This window comes from Halopenitus sp. H-Gu1, assembly GCF_041821145.1.
Classification (GTDB): domain Archaea; phylum Halobacteriota; class Halobacteria; order Halobacteriales; family Haloferacaceae; genus Halopenitus.
Map to the genome: position 1 here is coordinate 94,442 of NZ_JBGUBC010000005.1, position 16,689 is coordinate 111,130.

The 16,689-nt window shown below is 64.6% G+C and carries 15 protein-coding genes; 5 read left to right on the forward strand and 10 right to left on the reverse strand.

Features of this window, described 5'->3' with window-relative positions; translation table 11 throughout:
- Positions 1–25 precede the first annotated feature (25 nt).
- Complete coding sequence (locus ACERIT_RS05560; protein ID WP_373673843.1) at positions 26–1,705, reverse strand: DUF402 domain-containing protein; 1,680 nt, start codon at positions 1,703–1,705, stop codon at positions 26–28.
- A 25-nt stretch (positions 1,706–1,730) separates the two neighbouring features.
- The gene (locus tag ACERIT_RS05565; protein WP_373673844.1) at positions 1,731–2,105 is read right to left on the reverse strand and encodes a hypothetical protein; all 375 of its coding nucleotides are present in this window, start codon (positions 2,103–2,105) and stop codon (positions 1,731–1,733) included.
- Positions 2,106–2,343: 238 nt separating this feature from the next.
- Here ACERIT_RS05565 and ACERIT_RS05570 point away from each other — a divergent pair, with 238 nt between their 5' ends.
- The 3 genes from ACERIT_RS05570 to ACERIT_RS05580 all read left to right on the forward strand — a co-directional run bounded on the left by ACERIT_RS05570 (position 2,344) and on the right by ACERIT_RS05580 (position 4,617).
- On the forward strand, positions 2,344–3,345 hold the full coding sequence (locus tag ACERIT_RS05570; RefSeq protein ID WP_373673845.1) for a PrsW family intramembrane metalloprotease: 1,002 nt from the start codon (positions 2,344–2,346) through the stop codon (positions 3,343–3,345).
- A gap of 48 nt (positions 3,346–3,393) precedes the next feature.
- A complete protein-coding gene (locus ACERIT_RS05575; protein ID WP_373673847.1) occupies positions 3,394–3,816 on the forward strand; it encodes an HIT family protein in 423 nt (140 codons plus the stop codon).
- A gap of 78 nt (positions 3,817–3,894) precedes the next feature.
- Entirely contained in the window at positions 3,895–4,617 is a 723-nt protein-coding gene (locus tag ACERIT_RS05580; protein WP_373673848.1) for an AAA family ATPase, read from the forward strand.
- A 12-nt stretch (positions 4,618–4,629) separates the two neighbouring features.
- On the opposite strand, the gene ACERIT_RS05585 is transcribed toward ACERIT_RS05580, so the two are convergent.
- Entirely contained in the window at positions 4,630–5,130 is a 501-nt protein-coding gene (locus ACERIT_RS05585) for a hypothetical protein (protein ID WP_373673849.1), read from the reverse strand.
- 170 nt (positions 5,131–5,300) lie between these two features.
- Here ACERIT_RS05585 and ACERIT_RS05590 point away from each other — a divergent pair, with 170 nt between their 5' ends.
- Positions 5,301–6,191 (forward strand): transcription initiation factor IIB family protein, encoded by an 891-nt coding sequence (locus ACERIT_RS05590; RefSeq protein WP_373673850.1) that lies wholly within the window; start codon positions 5,301–5,303, stop codon positions 6,189–6,191.
- A gap of 154 nt (positions 6,192–6,345) precedes the next feature.
- Here the strand turns inward: ACERIT_RS05590 and ACERIT_RS05595 are convergent, their stop codons facing one another.
- The 6 genes from ACERIT_RS05595 to ACERIT_RS05620 all read right to left on the reverse strand — a co-directional run bounded on the left by ACERIT_RS05595 (position 6,346) and on the right by ACERIT_RS05620 (position 12,891).
- Positions 6,346–7,086, reverse strand: coding sequence for a hypothetical protein (locus ACERIT_RS05595; protein WP_373673851.1), 741 nt, complete (start codon positions 7,084–7,086; stop codon positions 6,346–6,348).
- An 86-nt stretch (positions 7,087–7,172) separates the two neighbouring features.
- Complete coding sequence (locus tag ACERIT_RS05600) at positions 7,173–8,096, reverse strand: hypothetical protein (RefSeq protein WP_373673852.1); 924 nt, start codon at positions 8,094–8,096, stop codon at positions 7,173–7,175.
- Between the two features lie 26 nt (positions 8,097–8,122).
- The gene (locus tag ACERIT_RS05605) at positions 8,123–8,461 is read right to left on the reverse strand and encodes a hypothetical protein (RefSeq protein WP_373673853.1); all 339 of its coding nucleotides are present in this window, start codon (positions 8,459–8,461) and stop codon (positions 8,123–8,125) included.
- A gap of 105 nt (positions 8,462–8,566) precedes the next feature.
- On the reverse strand, positions 8,567–8,863 hold the full coding sequence (locus ACERIT_RS05610) for a hypothetical protein (protein WP_373673854.1): 297 nt from the start codon (positions 8,861–8,863) through the stop codon (positions 8,567–8,569).
- Complete coding sequence (locus tag ACERIT_RS05615) at positions 8,864–11,494, reverse strand: ATP-binding protein (RefSeq protein ID WP_373673855.1); 2,631 nt, start codon at positions 11,492–11,494, stop codon at positions 8,864–8,866. It abuts the gene before it with no gap.
- 131 nt (positions 11,495–11,625) lie between these two features.
- Complete coding sequence (locus ACERIT_RS05620; protein WP_373673856.1) at positions 11,626–12,891, reverse strand: twin-arginine translocase subunit TatC; 1,266 nt, start codon at positions 12,889–12,891, stop codon at positions 11,626–11,628.
- A gap of 168 nt (positions 12,892–13,059) precedes the next feature.
- Between ACERIT_RS05620 and ACERIT_RS05625 the strand changes: the two genes are divergently transcribed.
- The gene (locus ACERIT_RS05625; RefSeq protein ID WP_373673857.1) at positions 13,060–15,366 is read left to right on the forward strand and encodes a twin-arginine translocase subunit TatC; all 2,307 of its coding nucleotides are present in this window, start codon (positions 13,060–13,062) and stop codon (positions 15,364–15,366) included.
- A 30-nt stretch (positions 15,367–15,396) separates the two neighbouring features.
- On the opposite strand, the gene ACERIT_RS05630 is transcribed toward ACERIT_RS05625, so the two are convergent.
- Entirely contained in the window at positions 15,397–16,617 is a 1,221-nt protein-coding gene (locus tag ACERIT_RS05630) for an adenosylhomocysteinase (RefSeq protein WP_373673858.1), read from the reverse strand.
- Positions 16,618–16,689 lie beyond the last annotated feature (72 nt).

Genomic DNA, 16,689 nt, shown 5'->3' on the forward strand with positions numbered 1-16,689 from the left:
CCATTGGGACGACGCTGCGAAGCGATCACAGCGCGTTCTCGATCGCGCTCGCCACCGATCGCGCCCGCTCGGCGAGCGCTTCGGTGACGAACCCGGTCTTGACGGCAGCATCGAGTTCGTCGTCGTCGACGCGTTCCACGGTCCCATCGGCGTGTTTGATCACGTCCACGTGGAGGTCCACGTAGCGGATCGACTCCGGAAACACCTCGACGGGCGTACAGACGTTGACATAGGTTCCCTTCAGGTTGCCGTCGCTATCGCGGTAGGTGGTCGGATACCACCAGCGACCCTCCGTGAACGTCGTGGTCGCGACGTCGCCGGCCTCCCGCGGGATATCGAGCGCATCGTAGGTCCCACCGGCGGTCATCGAGCGCTCGACCGTCACCTGTTCTGCCGCCGGATCGAGATCGGTCACGTCCCCCTCGCCGAGGACGATCAGGTGCCCGGCCGGCTTGCCGTGGGCGATCCGGATGCGATCGCCGACCTGCGGGCCGAACTGGTCGGTTACGACCTCGAAAGGGAATTCGGGGGCGTCTGCGTCTCCATCACCATCCGAACGCGCGTCCAGCGTTTCGGCGCCACAAAGCGCCTCGACGAAATTCACGCCGGCGCTTGCCGCCTCCGACCCGGCCTTGACGCGATGGTGGCCGGGCATCGTCGCCGTCACCGTCCGCCGACGATCGTCGAGTTCGAATCGCGATTTTCGGCCGAACCAACACCACGCGCCGACGGCCGGAAACGCGAGCGGTCGGGGTGCGGAGACGGGCTGTTCACGTATCCCGGCGATCGTCTCGACTCGCTCCATCGTCCGGGAGAGCCCAGCCTTCAGCGCGTCCATCCCGGCGTCGACGGCGGGCCGGTGCCAGACGACGCCCCATCCGTCCGGTGGTTCGAGTCCGAGGAGGTCGACCATTCCGGCGAGTTCCCGGCCGGCCGCCTCGTCGTGGGACTCGACGCGCACTCCCTCCGTGGGGACGAGCGACACCAGGGTTCCGGGCACTCGGATCTCCGTTCCCAGTTCCGGGCGGTGGTCCGTCCAGGGTGCTGCGGACTCGCGAATCTGTACTCGGAGCGTGTCGCCCGTTTCGATCCGCTCGTCGCTTGCGTCGTACGGGAGGTATCCCTCGACCGGCCGATCCTCACCGGGGATGCCCCTCCGCTCGAAGATGCCCTCATCGGCCGTCGACGTCCCGATCTCCGTGGTCTCCCGGATTCGATCGGCGATCGTGTTCGGCCGGTTGGCCAATCGAACGACTGCACCGCCGCCGAGCGTCTCCGTCACCTCGCCGTCGAAGATACCGCCCTTCGGGGTCATGTCGGGCCAGACGAGCGCGTCGATCCCGATGTCCGTGAGAAGTCGACTCGCGTCCTCCACGGCGGATGGTGCGCCTCGAATCCCGACCCCCTGACGGTCGTCCGTCGTCCCGATCGACGCGTCGACGGTCGCGGGGCCGTAAACCCCCGTCTCCTCGCGATCGGCGTCCCGTCTCGATCCGTCTTCCGTCCCCGCGTTCGGTTCCGAATCGACCGTTTCGCTGCTCTTCACCTCATCGAACCGCTCGCGGATCGGAGTCGATGCGTCGACGACGTCGTGGCCCGCATCCAGAAACAGCCGGGTCAGCGCTGTCGTGTAGATCCCTCGGATCCGAACGCTCGGGGGAGTTCCGTCGGTCTCGGATCCAGACTTCTCGTCACCGTCGTTCATCGATCGACCCTCCGATCGTCCCCGCTCATAGGTCGTCCGGGTCCGTTACGAACCGCACACGGTCGTGGACCGTCGGTCCGAGAGTTAACTCGACGACGTCCGCGGTCAGAACGCGCCCGTCCTCGACGTAGACGCCCCACGAGTCGAACGAGAGGTATCCACGGAGATCGCCGCCGTGGGTATACAGATCGATCCCGGTGACCTCGTGTTCGGTCGGACCGTCCGGGCCGTGTGCGGTCTCCATGTCGGAGTGAAACGTTCCGCCGCCGCCGAAGAACGCCTCGATGGCGTCGGCGTCCTCACGGACCAACTCGGCCGCCCGGTCGCTTGCGGCCCGGATCGCCTCGGTATCCAGCCCCGCCTCCCGGAGCGCCTGCTGGGTGCGCGGATCGAAGTGCATACCACCGGTTGGGACGGCAGGGTTTTGAAGCCTCGCGGTTCGTGTCGTCGTGCAGTGAGTCCGGGCTCCATCCGCGTCCTCGATCGGACTTCTTCCTTCGAGCATACTCGATCCGACTCGCCCTCCCGGCGTCCTTGTTCGGACTCGTCCTCCCGGCATCCTTGATCGCGCCCCTCTCTACTCGACGTCCGTGATCGCGCCAATACCTTACAAGTGGAACCCGATTGCACGAATACGTATGAGCGATCGTTCAGACCCCATCGAGTCGGCATCCGACGGGACCCGAGATCTCTATGACGTTGCCACCTGGGAGCCCCGAACCCTTCTCGATCGAATCGTCGTCTCCTTCTATTGGGCCCTCACGACCGGCACGAAGGTATTTTTGGTTCTGATCGCTTTCTCGATCCTCGTCGGGATCGGTGCCATCGGCGCGATCGGTGATCCGGCCGTTCGCGCCCTCACGATCCTCTCCGTCCTCCCGGCGGCGGCGATCGCGGGCTACGTGTGGTACTCGGACGTACCGACGTCGGAGCCGCTGTCGCTTCTGATCGCCACGTTCCTGCTTGCGGTGTTGACGGCGACGTTCGCCGCCGTGCTCAACTCCGCGGTCACCGGCGCGTTCGGGCCCTTCTCCGCCCTCGGCTACGTCGCCTTCTTCTTCCTCGTCGTCGGTCCAGTCGAGGAGATCGTAAAGCTGCTTGCGGTCCGGCTGTACGCCTACACCGATCGCCGGTTCGATGCCGTGATCGACGGCGCGGTCTACGGCGCCGTCGCCGGTCTCGGGTTCGCGACGATCGAGAACCTGCTTTACATCTCCCAGAACGTCGACGCCGTCGATATGGGGATCGGGCTGGCTCTCCTCGGCGCAGGCGACGGGATCGCGGCGATACGAGCGTTTGCCGGCCCGGGACACGTCATCTACTCCGCGTTCGCCGGATACTATCTCGGACTCGCGAAGTTCAACCCCGAACATCGCGGTCCGATCGTGATGAAAGGGATCCTCATCGCTGCGGCCATCCATGGGACGTATAACTCGACGGTCGGTCTCGGAACCGGACTCATCGGTACGATGACGGGACTCGGATCGATTCCCTCGTTGATCGTCTACGTGCTCGTCTTCGACGGCATCTTTGGATTCATCCTCCTCCGGAAGGTCTGGCGCTATCGCGAGATCTACCGGACGGTTTACGCCGAGATCGACGGCGATGCGGACCCCGAGTTGACCGAATTCGAGGAGTGACGGATCCGGCGGGAAACCTTCATACGCCGTCGCGACGATCCTCCGGGCATGTCCGAGGAGTGTATCTTCTGTTCGATCGTCGACGGCGACATCCCGGCCCGAACCGTTCACGAGACCGACGCGGCGCTCGCGTTCCTCGATGCGAACCCGCTCGCGCCGGGTCACACCCTCGTCGTGCCGAAGGCCCATCACCGGCAGATCGAGGACCTTCCGGCCGATCTGGCCCAGGAGGTCTTCGACGTGGTCACCGAACTCACTCCGCATGTTCGGTCCGTGGTCGACGCTGACGCCGCAAACGTCGGTCTCAACGACGGTGAGGCCGCAGGCCAGGAGGTTCCTCACCTCCACGTCCACATCGTCCCGCGCTTTGAGGGCGACGGTGGCGCGCCGATCCACGCCGTCGCCGGGGAGCGCCCCGATCTCACGGACGACGAGATCGACGCGATCGCCGAGTCGATACGTTCGGAGTGACAATCACCGATCGGCCTTCCGTCCGTCCGTTTGTTTCCGTTCCCGAGTGCTTAAACCGCCCCCGTTCCGCGGACACGTATGAGTGAGACGACGCTGGCGCTGGTGGGTGCGGTCGGCGGTGTCGGGACGACGCGAACCGCCGTGGAATTGGCGGCGATCGGCGCGATCGACGGGCGGGACGTCGTCGTGTTGGATGCGGCGTATGCGACCCAGGGACTCTCGGAGTACGTCTCCGGCCGGATCGCCCCGGATCTGACACGGCTTCTGGTCGACGAGACGGATCGTTCCCTGCGGGAGACGACCTACCGCATCGACGGGAACTGGCCGGGAACGCTGTCGGTTGTGCCAGCTCGTGCCCCATTCGAACGCCTGGCGCGTGCGAAGGCGGCCGAACCGGCACGGGCGCTTGCCTCCCGGATCGAAGAGGCGGCGAGGACGGCCGATCACGTCGTCATCGACACGCCCCCCGTAGCTTCGAATCCGGCCGTCGCGGCGGTCACGGAGGCAAAGCGGGTCGCGGTGCTGACACCGGGATCCGATCACGGACGCGACGCGCTCCAGCGGCTCCGCGGTCGCATCGAGGACGTCGGAACGAGCCTCGATCTCACGATCGCGGCCGGGGAACCGATCGCGCCGGCCGAGATCACCCTGCCGGATCCGGCGGCCTCGACGATGCGTCCGGTCGTGGATCGGGACGGTGGCGTCTATGCCGCCGCCGTCGCGACTGCCTTCGAGACGTGTTTCGACACGACGGTCGAAGTCGACTTCGAGGAGGAGGGGGTTCTGAGTCGGCTTCGATAATGGATCCGAACGCTACCGGAGGTCGTCGGGGAGCGAAAGCGATCCGCCGAGAGTCCCGACTCCGACATCGACCTCGCTTGCGGCGGCGATCGTCTCCGCTATCTCCGGAACGGGATCGTGGGTCTCGATGTAGGTCGTGAGGGCGAACGCCGCCTCATCACCGCCCGAAAGCGCGACTGCATCGCTTCGCGTCTGTCGTCCGTCGAGCCACTCGCGGACGATCCCGCGCCGTGTCGGTGCGAGCGGACAGAGTCCGGCGATGCCACACCGATGCAACGCCTTCGCGGCCGTCATGGGTGCGACCTCGGCCTCGCGGGCGGCCTCGCCGACGCTTCCGCCCCCAGTATAAGTCGTGACGAGCGTCGCGGTCGCCGCCGCGGTACAGGGAAGCGCGTCCGCGTGGGCGGCGAGTCGATCGACCAGTTTAACGCCGGTGTCGTCAACGACCGCGGCGCCTCGATCGTGCTGTTCGGTCGTCACCTCGATCCCCGCCGCGATCTCCGAGAGAGTCACACGAATCCTTCCGACATATCGTATTTAAATTTTATGTTCAATGAAACTCGGATGAATGGGGGTCCGGCGGAACCTACCGGTCACCGGTCGGTTCGTGTTCGCGATCCGGTACCGTACTCGTCGATCCGTCCCAGGTTTAAGTATACGATCGGGCCCAACGTTCACTCGTGATGAGTCAGACCAGTACGACTCAGGTGAGTGACCCCGTCTGTCCCGAGTGTAGCGGTCGCGTCAGAGTGGACGGAACTGAAACCGTCTGTGCGGAATGCGGGCTCGTCGTCCGCGAGGACCGGATCGATCACGGTCCCGAATGGCGGTCGTTTTCGGACGATACGACCGATCCGAAACGGACAGGCGCACCACGGACCCGCGCACGCCACGACCGCGGGCTCTCGACGGAAATCGGACGATCAACCAGGGCCAGTTCACGAAAACGTCGGCGGCTCGCGAGAATGCGAACCCACCATAACCGCGCACGGATCGGATCGAAACGCGATCGGAACCGGGTGTACGCATTCACCGAAATACGCCGCCTGGCCGATGTCCTTGGATTGCCCGACGACGTGCGTGATCGTGCGTGCACGCTCTTTGAGTCCGCCCAGGATGCCACCCTCCTTCGTGGCCGCTCCATCGAGGGATTCGCGGCCGCGAGCACGTACGTTGCCGCTCGAACCGCCAACGTCGCCCGCACCGTGTCGGAGGTCTGTGCGGTCGCCAAGGCCACCGAGGACGAACATCGGGCGGCCTTCACCGCGATGAACCGGGAACTCGGGTTGCCGATCGGTGCAGTTCATCCGACGGAATACCTCCCTCGGTTCGCTTCACGGTTGGACTGTGGATCGGCGATCGAGGCGCGCGCTCGCGAACTCGCTGAAACAGCCATCGAGGAGGGGATCGTCGGGGGTCGAAACCCCTCCGGCGTCGCCGCGGCGTGTCTTTACACGGCAGGACGCGAACTCGATGGCGACGTGACCCAACAGTGCGCGGCTGACGTCGCCGATGTCACGCCGGTGACCGTCCGGAAGACGTACGTCGACCTCCGCGACCACCCATCGTCGTGATCCGGTAGCTCCTGGTCTCCGAACGGATCGGACGACCGGCGACGGATCGACGACCCGGTTGACCGCGAGCGCGGACAATCCCGTCTCGAACTCTCCGGTCAGTTCTTGCGCCGGATCGCATCAGGTAGCGCGAACGTTCGCGGCGAGACGACGATCACGCCAACTGCTCCAGAATCGCGACGGGCACGTCAAGCCGATCCCGGCGTTCGATCAGTGATTCCATCCGATCTCGGAGCGCTCCAAGCCGCTCGACGTCAGCATCCAGCCGCCGCAGATCGCGACGAAACGCCGATAGGTCGCCCGCATCCGAGACGATCCTCGTTGCGACCGTCAGGGATCCGTCCTCCAGCCGTTCGAGTCGTTCGAGTCGTTCGACCATTCGGTCGAGATGCGCTTCGAGCGGATCGCGGGTCCGCTTTGTTGTTTGCTTCTCCCGCGTCGTCGTCGGCGTACGGACGCCTCGCCTTCCGGTGGTGGAAGATCGTCTCGATCCGTCCGCGATACTTTTTCGCGGCGGTCGGTGATCTCCGAGAGTTTGGTGAGCGACGGTTGTTGAATCGTCGATCCGGACGTTTTCCTCCGATTCATCCGAACCGTCCCCGTCTCGGGCGTCTTTCGGCTCCGCTACTGAGTCGATCCTTGCCGGAGGTCCATCCGCCGGTGCGTCCGCTGCACAAACGTACCCGAATGCCTCCGTCGACTCTCCGGCTACTCGGCAGGTGTATCCCTCGGCGTCCCATCCCGGTTCCGGCACGCCGCGGCGCCGTGGCGGCAATACCGGTCCCTCAAGCGCGTTCGCGATCCGAACGCGCTTTGGACTCCCGGTCTCGTTTCGAATCCGTCCGATCACGATCGCCAGTCCACCTCGGGTCTCGCGGCTACAGGAGAGATCCATACGGCCGTTGGTTGCCCGTTCGTATATCAACGCTCGCGTCACATCACCCTCGTCGGACCCCTCGCCCTAGGGGGTCGGTGAGGATGTCACACTCGGATGATCGGATAGCCGAGCCGCGTCGCGATCGACGAGGCGGCCCCGTCGAGAGGATCCGCCTCCTCATTCGACCGGCCGGTGGAGACACACACGACGGGTGCTCGCCGTCCAGCAAGGGCACCGGTTACAAGCCCTGCGAGCGTGAGGTCGCCACGAAACTCGCCGGGAGTCTCGCCGATCGGTCCCGTCGTGACGGGGAGTCCCTCGAGCCGCTTGCGAACCGCGGGATACAGCCGGCGAGCCAGCTCGCGGCGAGCCGTCCGCTCCAGGTTTCCGATCTCATCCTCCATCCGGAGCCGCCGTTCGCGGATATCGCGTGCGGCACGTCCACGACGCCGAGCACGATCGAGTTCCTGCCGTGCAGCGATGTGTGTCGTCTCCGTCTCGGCGAGCGTCGCGGTCGCGGTCTCGAGTCGTTCGCGAACCCGGTCGGGCGCGGCATCGAGTTCGCGCCGGGCCGAAAGCTCCCCGCGAAGCGACGCGATCTCTTCTTTGAGTCGATCAACGTCAGTGCCCGTTTCGGCCACTCGCCGCCGGGCCGCTTTCACCTCGACATCGGGGACGTCGAGCGACGACAGTTGTCTGCGTCGCTGGGCGAGCTCACTTGCCACTGAGGCCGTCCACCCTCGCGATCGTGCCGCCGCCGCGAGCATCGCTCGAAACGACCTGGGGGCGGGGACGCGATCGAGTTCCGTCGGGGTCGCCGGGTCGATACAGTCCACGTCGAGTTCGATCGGTCGCCCGTCCGGCTCCCGTCTTCGGGCTTGCGCCACCGTTTGACAGCCCGATTCGGGACGGATCGCCGTCGTCACCGCACGCGTGAGACTCGCTTGTGTGATCGACGACGATTCGGAGAGATCGCGAAGATCGACGACCGTCCCGGATCGCTTCGATCCTCCAAGGTGGATGCGCACGGTACCCACGTGAGGGTGATCGCGGCTCAAAGCGACCGCTTTCGCAGTGCGTCCGGATCGGGATGTGACGACCCCGCGGCGAACTTCGCGTACGGCGTCGAGGACGACTCCCGGTCCGTATACGCGCTCGCGGCCTCCCGGACGTCCGAATTGACCGCCTCGAACTCGTTAAACGGCCTCGTTCGTTCGATCTGTACGTCTCCTCCGTGTTCGGCCCGCAACCGAAGCGCCAGAAACGCGCCATAGCCGTTCTCCTCGAACGTCGCCGCTCGACCGAACCGTCGTACGACGACGTCTTCGTGGGCCCGACACGCGTTCCGAAGCGACGTTCGCGCCTCGCGGGAATACACCATCACCAGTAGCACGATCTACCTACTGTCAATACTAAAATTAAATCTATTGTTACTGGAACAATCGTTCACTGCTCCGACACGTTTCGACTCCTGCCTTCCGATCTTTCCGATCCGTGTTTATAGTCGCTCGAGATCGACGTCCGGCTCACTGCCGTCGCTTTCCATCGTCGGATCCGTCTTCAGTCGCTCTTCGATCCGATCGCGTGCGGCCGCTTTCGAGGGGGCGACGACGACAGTTCCATCGATCGGATCGGGTCCGGTGGCTCTGTAGACGTCCTCTGTGCCCTCGAATTCCGTCGCATAGGTTCGCAACACGGCGATGGCGCGTCGTTCGGTCTCCTCGAGGCTCGCTTCGCCGTGATCGAATTTCCGGAGCGCGTTTTCGAGATTCCTGATCGCGGATATTCGGTCCATCTACGTGGTTCGGAGGTGGTTTTGCGTCGGTTCATACACTTCTCCCTTCCGACGCAACTTCTCGATCTCGTCTTCCGCCTTTGTGGGATCCATCCCAACCTCGTCGGCGCGTTCGAGGACCTCCTCGATCGGTGCCCCCTCCTCGTACTCCTCCTCGATGTCCGCGATCAGGCCCTTCAGGTTCTTGATGCGGTCGCGCTGGCTCTTCGATGTTCCCGTCTCGACCACGTCCGCGTCGAACTGTCCCGTCTCCGGATCGACGCCGATGTCCTTGAGGCATGACTCGACGATGTTCGTCGACCGTTCGGCGTCTTTCGGATCGACGGTGTCCGATAGTCGAACGCGGGCGCTCGCCTCGGCCAACCGGACGAGCGCTTCCAGCTGTCGGGCCGTCACCGGAACCGGTGCATCCTCGTCGACACCCTTCGATCGGAGGTCGACGTAGAACTCCTCTATGACCGCCTTGGCCTCGTCGGTCATCGTTGGGTAGCAGTTCCGTTTCGCATAGGCGATGTACTTTCGCAGGAGGTCGGCGTCGATCGCGGGTGCGACCTCCTCCGTCACGTCGTCGACTTCGGCCTGCGTGAACTCCGAGGTGGGGAGCTCCTCGCGTTGTGTGTTCAACTCGCCGGCATAGTTCGTCTTCAGGATGTGTTTCGCGAGCCGGCTGTCGTGTTCGGGATCCGGCTGGTCCGTGACGGTGAAGATGAGATCGAACCGCGAGATGAGCGCGGGCTCTAAGTCGATCTGCTCGCCGATCGGCTCGTACTGGTCGAACCGCCCGTACTTTGGGTTTGCGGCGCCCAACAGCGAACACCGGCTCTTGAGCGTGGCGTTGATGCCGGCCTTGGAGATCGATATCTTCTGCTGTTCGAGCCCCTCGTGCATCGCCGAACGGTCGCCCGCATCCATCTTGTCAAGCTCGTCGATCGCCGCGATCCCCTTGTCGGCCAACACGAGTGCACCGGCCTCGAGAGACCACTGTTGGCCGTCGCCGAAGTCGTCTCTCACAGCTGCAGCCGTAAGCCCCGCCGCACTCGAGCCCTTTCCGGAGGTATAGACGGATCTGGGGGCGATGTTCTCGACGTAGGAGATCATCTGTGAGTTGTGCGAGACGATTCCGTTCGAGACGTAGTTGTGCGTGTCCTCGACTTCGAGGTCGTACACCCACTCGTCTTCGGAGTCGATCGCTTCCATCGATTCGATCCGATCCCAACGAATCCCGCTTCCAACCGCCATATCGGTGTTTCCAGCCGTGACGGCGCCGCCGTCGGTGGCGGCTCGCGGTGTGACGGCAACACGGTCGCGGGTGGTGAGTTCATCTGCTCGCCGGGGTTCGTGGTCGCCAGCTCCGTCTCGTACGAACAGCGGATGCGACGGCGTCACCTCGACGGTTCGTCCCGAGACGGTCTCGATCCGATACATCCGTTCGGGGGCTTCCCGCTTCCAGACCTTCGTCGCTCGCGACGAGCCGATCGTCCCGTCCGGCTGGAGTGCGGGAACCTCGACGTCAACGTCGTCCCAGACGCCGTCGTCGACGGGCTTTGGATCGTCGAGGTTTCCTTCGACGAGTTCCCGTATCGGTAGCTCGCGTCCGTCACCAAGCGTGACGCGTGTCTCTCCGTTCACACACTTACCCGTCCCCGGATCTCCGATAAGTAGCATGTGGAGGTCCCCGCGGATCCGCGATCCGTCCGGAAGGTGTTTGGTCACGCCCGAGAACAACTGGAGGACCATCGCGAGCTTCTCCTCCTCGTAGCCGTAGATCGCGGGTGCGATCGACTTGACCATTTTCTCGTAGACGTCCGGGTCGTTCGAGAGTTCGACGATCTCCGCTCTGTCCTCGGTCGTGATCTCCATGTCCTCGAACTCCTCGTCCTCGATCGAGATGGAGACACCGTCCATGTAGAGATCGAAGATCGCGGACTTCTCGTTGCCCTGTTGGACCTGCTCGATATGGAGGACGCCGACGGCGGTGACGTGGTCGCCGGGCGTCACCTTCCCGGTGAGGTCGTCAACCACGTTGACGTCGATCGCCTGGGGCGTCTCTCCGCCGCGGAGCCCCTCGGGCGACTCCTGAATGCGGAGCTTCTGGGAGTCGATGAACTCCGACTGGTCGAAGTTGACTCGGAAGGGACCCTGCCGTTCACAGCCCTGACACTCGTGTGGCTCTTGAAATCCGCCCTCGCTTTGGGGGATGTACGTCATCGTTCCGCAGCGTTGACACTCGAAGGCGGCGTCGGTGATCTTCGGACGGACGTCGGTCGCCTTCCGGACGATTCCTCGCACGGAGACGAGCCGACCGATGTGGTTGTCGTGGACTCGGATCCCGCGGATGTCGATGCTGTCCGGGAGGTTCTCGATCCGCACGTGGGCTTGTCCGAGGCCGACATCCGCCGGCAGGTCGTACAGCCGTAACGCTTCCTCGGCGTACTCGAGCATCTGCTCGGGCTGGCTGCAGAAGTCCTCCGCCAGATCACGATCGAACTGGAAGAGATCGTCGTAATCGACGTATAGCGAGCGCTGCTCGTTGGGATATCGCTGTGCCAACTCGCCGATCTCCTCGCGGTAGTAGTTCCGATAGAACTGAATGAACCGCTCCGTGAGATCCTGATTGCCGGCCTGAGCCATTACGACGCGTCTTGGTCGCCATCACCTAAGAACCCTCCTCTCGCGGATCGACCGTGGTCGCGGATAGCCGACCCGCTTGTCGGACTGGAGACGTCGGGGCTGGTCCCCGGAGCCGACGGAGCCGCGCCGAATCAGTTACCCGTCCACCGAAGGAGCGCGAGGGTGCCCTCGTAGAGTCCGATCATGGTGAGCGTGACGATGATCGGTGCCATCCCGGTCGGATCCGGGCTGAAGAGGAACGCGATCCCCAGGAAAGCGCCCCAGAAGATGAGCCGTTTGTCCTGGAGCCACTGCCGGGTGACGAGCCCCATCATGATCGCGAGCATGATGAAAAGCGGGATCTGGAAGACGATCGCCATGAACGACATCATGACGATGATGAGGTTGAACGTCTCCGCGAGCCCGAACGCGATGACTGCGGCATCGGAGGTGTAGGTGGTGAAGTAGCTAAAGATCGCCGGCAGGACGAGGAAGTGAGCAAAGAGGATCCCGATGGTTCCAAGCACGAGACTCGTCGGGACGGCCGCCAGGTAATAGCGGCGCTCGCGACGGTAGAGTCCGGGGCGCATGAATCGGTAGGTCTGGTAGACGAACACCGGCAGCCCCACGACCACGCCGGCCAGTCCGGCGACCTTGAGCCGAGTCAACACGAGCTCCAACGGACCGTACAACCGCGGCCGGTTCCCGCTCGGATCGGGGATGTGGTACGACCAAAAGTAGTTGATCAGATCACTCGCGGAGGGGAACGCGAGGAGGATCGCGATCCCCGCGACGAGAAACACGATCCCCAACCGCCGCATCATCTCCTCGATGTGGGCCGCAAGCGGCATCTCCTCGTCCGTGTCGGGGCCCTCGACGAGCGGATCGTCGGGTTCCGTATCGCTTACTGTCGGCTCGTTCGATCCGCGCGAGTCTTCTTGTTCGTCCCCGCCGTCTTCCTGCTCGTCCTCTCTGTGATCTACTTCCTCGTCTCCATCATCGTCGTCGCTCTCCTCGTCGACGTCTTCGTCAGCGTCGGCTCCGTCATCTTCGTCGGTTCCCTCCTCCTCCTCCTCGTCGCCCGATCCGTCGGGCTCGTCCTGTTTGTCGTCCGTATCGTCATCGCCGTCCGTATCGACGTCTCTTTCCTCGTCATCACCGACGACGCCGTCATCGTCGTCCTCTTTTGGCTTCTCGTCGGCGTCCTCTCGATCGGTCGATCCGGGCGGTTCAGCCGGATCCGTGGATTCCGTCGCGGTGGTCCTCCGGTCCGCCGCAGACGGTTCCGAGTCGTCGTCCGGCTGATCGGACCCGCCGCTGTCCTCGTCCGTCGACGTCACGTCGGCGACCGAGGGGTCTTCTTCGTCCGGCGACGGCTCGTCCGCCGGCGACTCTCGCGAAGGCGAGTCCTCACCCATTCGTTCGTTGTTCACCCCCGGGTTATTATAGGCCTTTTTGGATGGCTCCGACGATCGGCGTCGATAGGTGGATTCGGTGTCCATTCGGCTCCCGGAGGTGGAAAATTCGAGTAGCAGCTCCGATCCGCGTGAGAAAAGGTTGATAACCGCGACGGACATCCTCCCGATATGGCCAGCGCTCTCGACGAGGACACCCAACAGGCGCTTTCGGCCGGTCGTGATTCGGTGGCGGCGATCCTCCGATCGGTCCAAAAGGATCTCCAGAAGGTATTTATCGTCTTCCTCATCGTGTTCGTCGCGACGTTCTACGCGCTTCGGGTGTACGTCTGGAACGCGCTCAAGGGCATCACGATCGCCAACATGCCCGTCGACGTGGAGTCGGAACTGGAGATCATCGCACAGACGCCCTTCGAGGTGATCCTCCTGCAGGCGAAGATCGGGCTCATCGTCGGCGCGATCGTTTCTCTCCCCGTCCTCATCTACTTCGCCCGGGACGGCCTCCGCGATCGGGGCTGGTGGCCGCAGTCGCCGATCCCGCGCTGGAAGATCGCCGCGATCGGCCTGCTCGCGACGGCCCTGTTCTTGGCGGGAATCTCGTACGGCTACTTCGTCTTCTTCCCCGTGATGTTCGCGTTCCTCGCCGAGTTCGGTCTCGAGGCCGGATTCAATCCGAGCTACTCGATCGTGATGTGGACCGAGTTCATCGTCTTTTTGTCCATCTCCTTTGGCCTTGCCGGCCAGATGCCGCTTTTGATCACCGGCCTCTCGTACGCCGAGATCGTCTCCTATGAGACCTTTCGCGACAAGTGGCGCCACGCGATCGTCGCCATCTTCGTCTTCGGCGCGATGTTCTCTCCGCCGGACCCGTTCACCCAGATCATGTGGGCGGTCCCGCTCACCGCGCTCTACGGGTTCAGTCTCTATCTCGCGAAGGTCGTGGTCACGGCGAAACGCTCCTCCGACCGGATCAATCCCTTCGCCTCCGCCCGTCGTCACTGGAACCTCGTCGCCGGCGCGATCGTCCTCGGTGCCGCGATCATCTACGCGTTCTACGAATACGGCGGCCGCGAGTCGACGAACGAACTGCTCGCGATCATCGGCAGTTCGCGTCGATTCGGGCCGGCCGGTGCCGGAACCGGCCTCGATCCTGCCGTCGAGGTCGGGCTGTACGCGGCGCTCGTCGCCCTCTCGTTCGGCATTCTCGCGCTCCTTGCTGCGATCTACCGTGATCTCGATGCGACCGCCGTCGGCGCCCGCTACGGCGACCCAACCGGGATCGATCTGCGTGAACTCGACGCTGCCGGCGTTCGGGCGGCGCCCGAGGAGGCGTTCGAGGCGCTGAGCGAGGAGGAGGCCCTCGCGATCGCTGGCGAGGCGATGGACGAGGACGACCCCGAGAGGGCACGCGCGATCCTCGATCGGTTCGACGAGGCGACTGCCGAACCGGAGTCGGTCGACGGAGACGGGGACGAGGGCGAGGCAGTCGACTCCGCCGATAGCGAGGAGGGTGACGCCGATTCCGGTACCGTGCCCGGGTCCCCGGCTGCAGCGAACACATCGGATTCGTCCGACGCCGGCGGGGGGATGCTCGGTAACGTCACCGATCGCGCCTCACGAGCGAGTACGACGTTCCTCGACGATTTCGCCGAGGACACCGACGAGGAGGAGATCGGCGGCTACTACACCGACCTGAAGTTCATCTTCGACTCGCTACGCTCGCGGTCGTTCCGGATCGTCGCGTGGTTCGTCGCCGTGATGGGCGCGGTGTTCACCTGGCTGTACCTCGGCGGACTCGGCGACGTCCGCGCGGACTTTCTCGCTCGCGTGCCCGAGGAACTCGATCCTGGACAGGTCACGGTGATCACGCTTCACCCCGTTGAGGCACTCATCTTCATGGTGAAGTTCTCGGTTCTGATCGGCCTGCTGGCGACGCTTCCGGTCGTGGCCTATTACGCGTGGCCGGCCCTTCGTGACCGGGGAGTCGTTCGTGGACATCGTCGGCGTGTCTTCGCGTGGGTTGGTGCGCTCGCCATCGGACTGGTCGGCGGATTCGCGATCGGGTACGCCTACATTGCGCCCGGGATCATCTCCTATCTCGTCACGGACGCACTCGGTGCCCGCATGGTCATCACCTACCGGATCAACGATTTCTTCTGGCTCATCATCTACACGACGCTCGGCATTGGGATCCTCGCTGACATCCCCGTGTTAATGGTGCTTTTGAACTCTTCCGGCATGCCCTACACCGCCTTCCGGACCCGCTGGCGGGAGGTGACGATCGCGGCGTTGACCTTCGCTGCCGCCTTCACGCCCGCGGACATCGTGACGATGTTCCTCGTGACGATCCCGCTTTTGGCTGCCTACGTCGTCGGGGTCGGGGTCCTCTTCGTTCTCACCCTCGGCGGACGTCGCGATCTCGCCCCCCCGGCGTCGTTCATCGATGTCGGGGATCGGATCGACGCCGACTCCGATTGACCCCGCCGTTGATCCCGCTGAGGCGGGCCGTCACCGTAGGGCGCTATCCGACCGCCGTTCATTTACCGATTCGTCGATGGTGACGTCCATCGATGCCAGCTTCTCATGGGCGATCTCCCGGTCGAGTCGCTCGGGGATCGAATGGAGGCCGGGACCGAGATCGGTGCCTGCGGCCAGCGCCTCCAGGCTCCGTGCCATCAGCACGAAAGTCGTGTCCATCACCTCGATCGGGTTCCCGGCACTCCCCGGCGCCGCCAGGTTGACGACGCGACCCTCCGCGAGCAGTCGGATCGTTCGTCCGTCCGGCAGCCGGAAGCGTTCGATCCCGGCCTCCGGACGCGTTCGTTCGACCGCGAGCTTCGCGAGCGCGTCGACGTCGATTTCGATCTCGCTACCGATCGACGCGAGCACGGTCCCGTCGGCCATCGCCTCGAGTTGCTCACGGCCGACCACGTCACGTCGGCCAGTCGCCGTGATCACCAACGATGCATCACGGACCGCCTCGGTCGCTGGAGCGACGTCGTGACCGTCCGCGAGCGCGCGGAGCGCCTTTCGGGGATCCACCTCCGCGACGACCGTCCGAGCGCCGAGGGATCGGAGCTTACTGGCGATTCCGCGTCCGCAGTGGCCGTAGCCGACGACCGCCGCCCGCGACCCCGCGATCATCGCGTTCGTTAGGTTCGCGATCGCCGAAAGCGAGCTCTCGGCAGTGCCGTGGACGTTGTCGAAGTGGCGTTTCATCGGGGCGCCATTGACGTCGTAGATCGGAAACGGGATCGCCTCCCGCTCCTCGAGCGCCCGCAGGCGCGTTATCCCGCCGGTCGTCTGCTCGCAGGCCCCGTGAACACCGCGGGCGATCGCCGGATGCTCCTCACAGAGTGGTTCGAGAAGGTTGGCCCCGTCATCAGCCACCAGATCCGGCTCGGTCGCCACCAACTCGTGGCGCCTCTCCCGAAGCGCCGCCTCGTCCTGGTCCGCCCGAGAGAGCGGTCTGATTCGGGGATGGTCCTCCAGCCGCTCGACGACGTCCCCATGGGTCGTCCCTGCCTCGCCGGTCACGATCACCCTCGCGGCGTCACCCGCCGCGATCGTCTCCACGAAGAGACCGGTATGGGGAGTGATCGGTGCGGAGATGCCGATAGTGAGCCCCGAGAACGGTTCACGCTCCCTGAAGCGTTCGCCACATCGTCGAAGCAGGGGCGCCCGTTCGGCCACGCGATCGACCGCGTCCGATTCCGCTGGCTCGTCCATGTCGGATCGGGGACGCCATCGCGGAAAACGGTTCGCCCGGCGATCGACTGCCGGGTGCGGGCATGACGCGGG

What these genes read in the sequence shown, in the direction of transcription:
- ACERIT_RS05595 (WP_373673851.1), bottom strand. Translation starts at nt 7,086, where the DNA reads ATGGATCTCTCCTGTAGCCGCGAGACCCGAGGTGGACTGGCGATCGTG.
- ACERIT_RS05590 (WP_373673850.1), top strand. Translation starts at nt 5,301, where the DNA reads ATGAGTCAGACCAGTACGACTCAGGTGAGTGACCCCGTCTGTCCCGAG.
- ACERIT_RS05610 (WP_373673854.1), bottom strand. Translation starts at nt 8,863, where the DNA reads ATGGACCGAATATCCGCGATCAGGAATCTCGAAAACGCGCTCCGGAAA.
- ACERIT_RS05630 (WP_373673858.1), bottom strand. Translation starts at nt 16,617, where the DNA reads ATGGACGAGCCAGCGGAATCGGACGCGGTCGATCGCGTGGCCGAACGG.
- ACERIT_RS05625 (WP_373673857.1), top strand. Translation starts at nt 13,060, where the DNA reads ATGGCCAGCGCTCTCGACGAGGACACCCAACAGGCGCTTTCGGCCGGT.
- ACERIT_RS05560 (WP_373673843.1), bottom strand. Translation starts at nt 1,705, where the DNA reads ATGAACGACGGTGACGAGAAGTCTGGATCCGAGACCGACGGAACTCCC.
- ACERIT_RS05565 (WP_373673844.1), bottom strand. Translation starts at nt 2,105, where the DNA reads ATGCACTTCGATCCGCGCACCCAGCAGGCGCTCCGGGAGGCGGGGCTG.
- ACERIT_RS05620 (WP_373673856.1), bottom strand. Translation starts at nt 12,891, where the DNA reads ATGGGTGAGGACTCGCCTTCGCGAGAGTCGCCGGCGGACGAGCCGTCG.
- ACERIT_RS05575 (WP_373673847.1), top strand. Translation starts at nt 3,394, where the DNA reads ATGTCCGAGGAGTGTATCTTCTGTTCGATCGTCGACGGCGACATCCCG.
- ACERIT_RS05615 (WP_373673855.1), bottom strand. Translation starts at nt 11,494, where the DNA reads ATGGCTCAGGCCGGCAATCAGGATCTCACGGAGCGGTTCATTCAGTTC.
- ACERIT_RS05570 (WP_373673845.1), top strand. Translation starts at nt 2,344, where the DNA reads ATGAGCGATCGTTCAGACCCCATCGAGTCGGCATCCGACGGGACCCGA.
- ACERIT_RS05580 (WP_373673848.1), top strand. Translation starts at nt 3,895, where the DNA reads ATGAGTGAGACGACGCTGGCGCTGGTGGGTGCGGTCGGCGGTGTCGGG.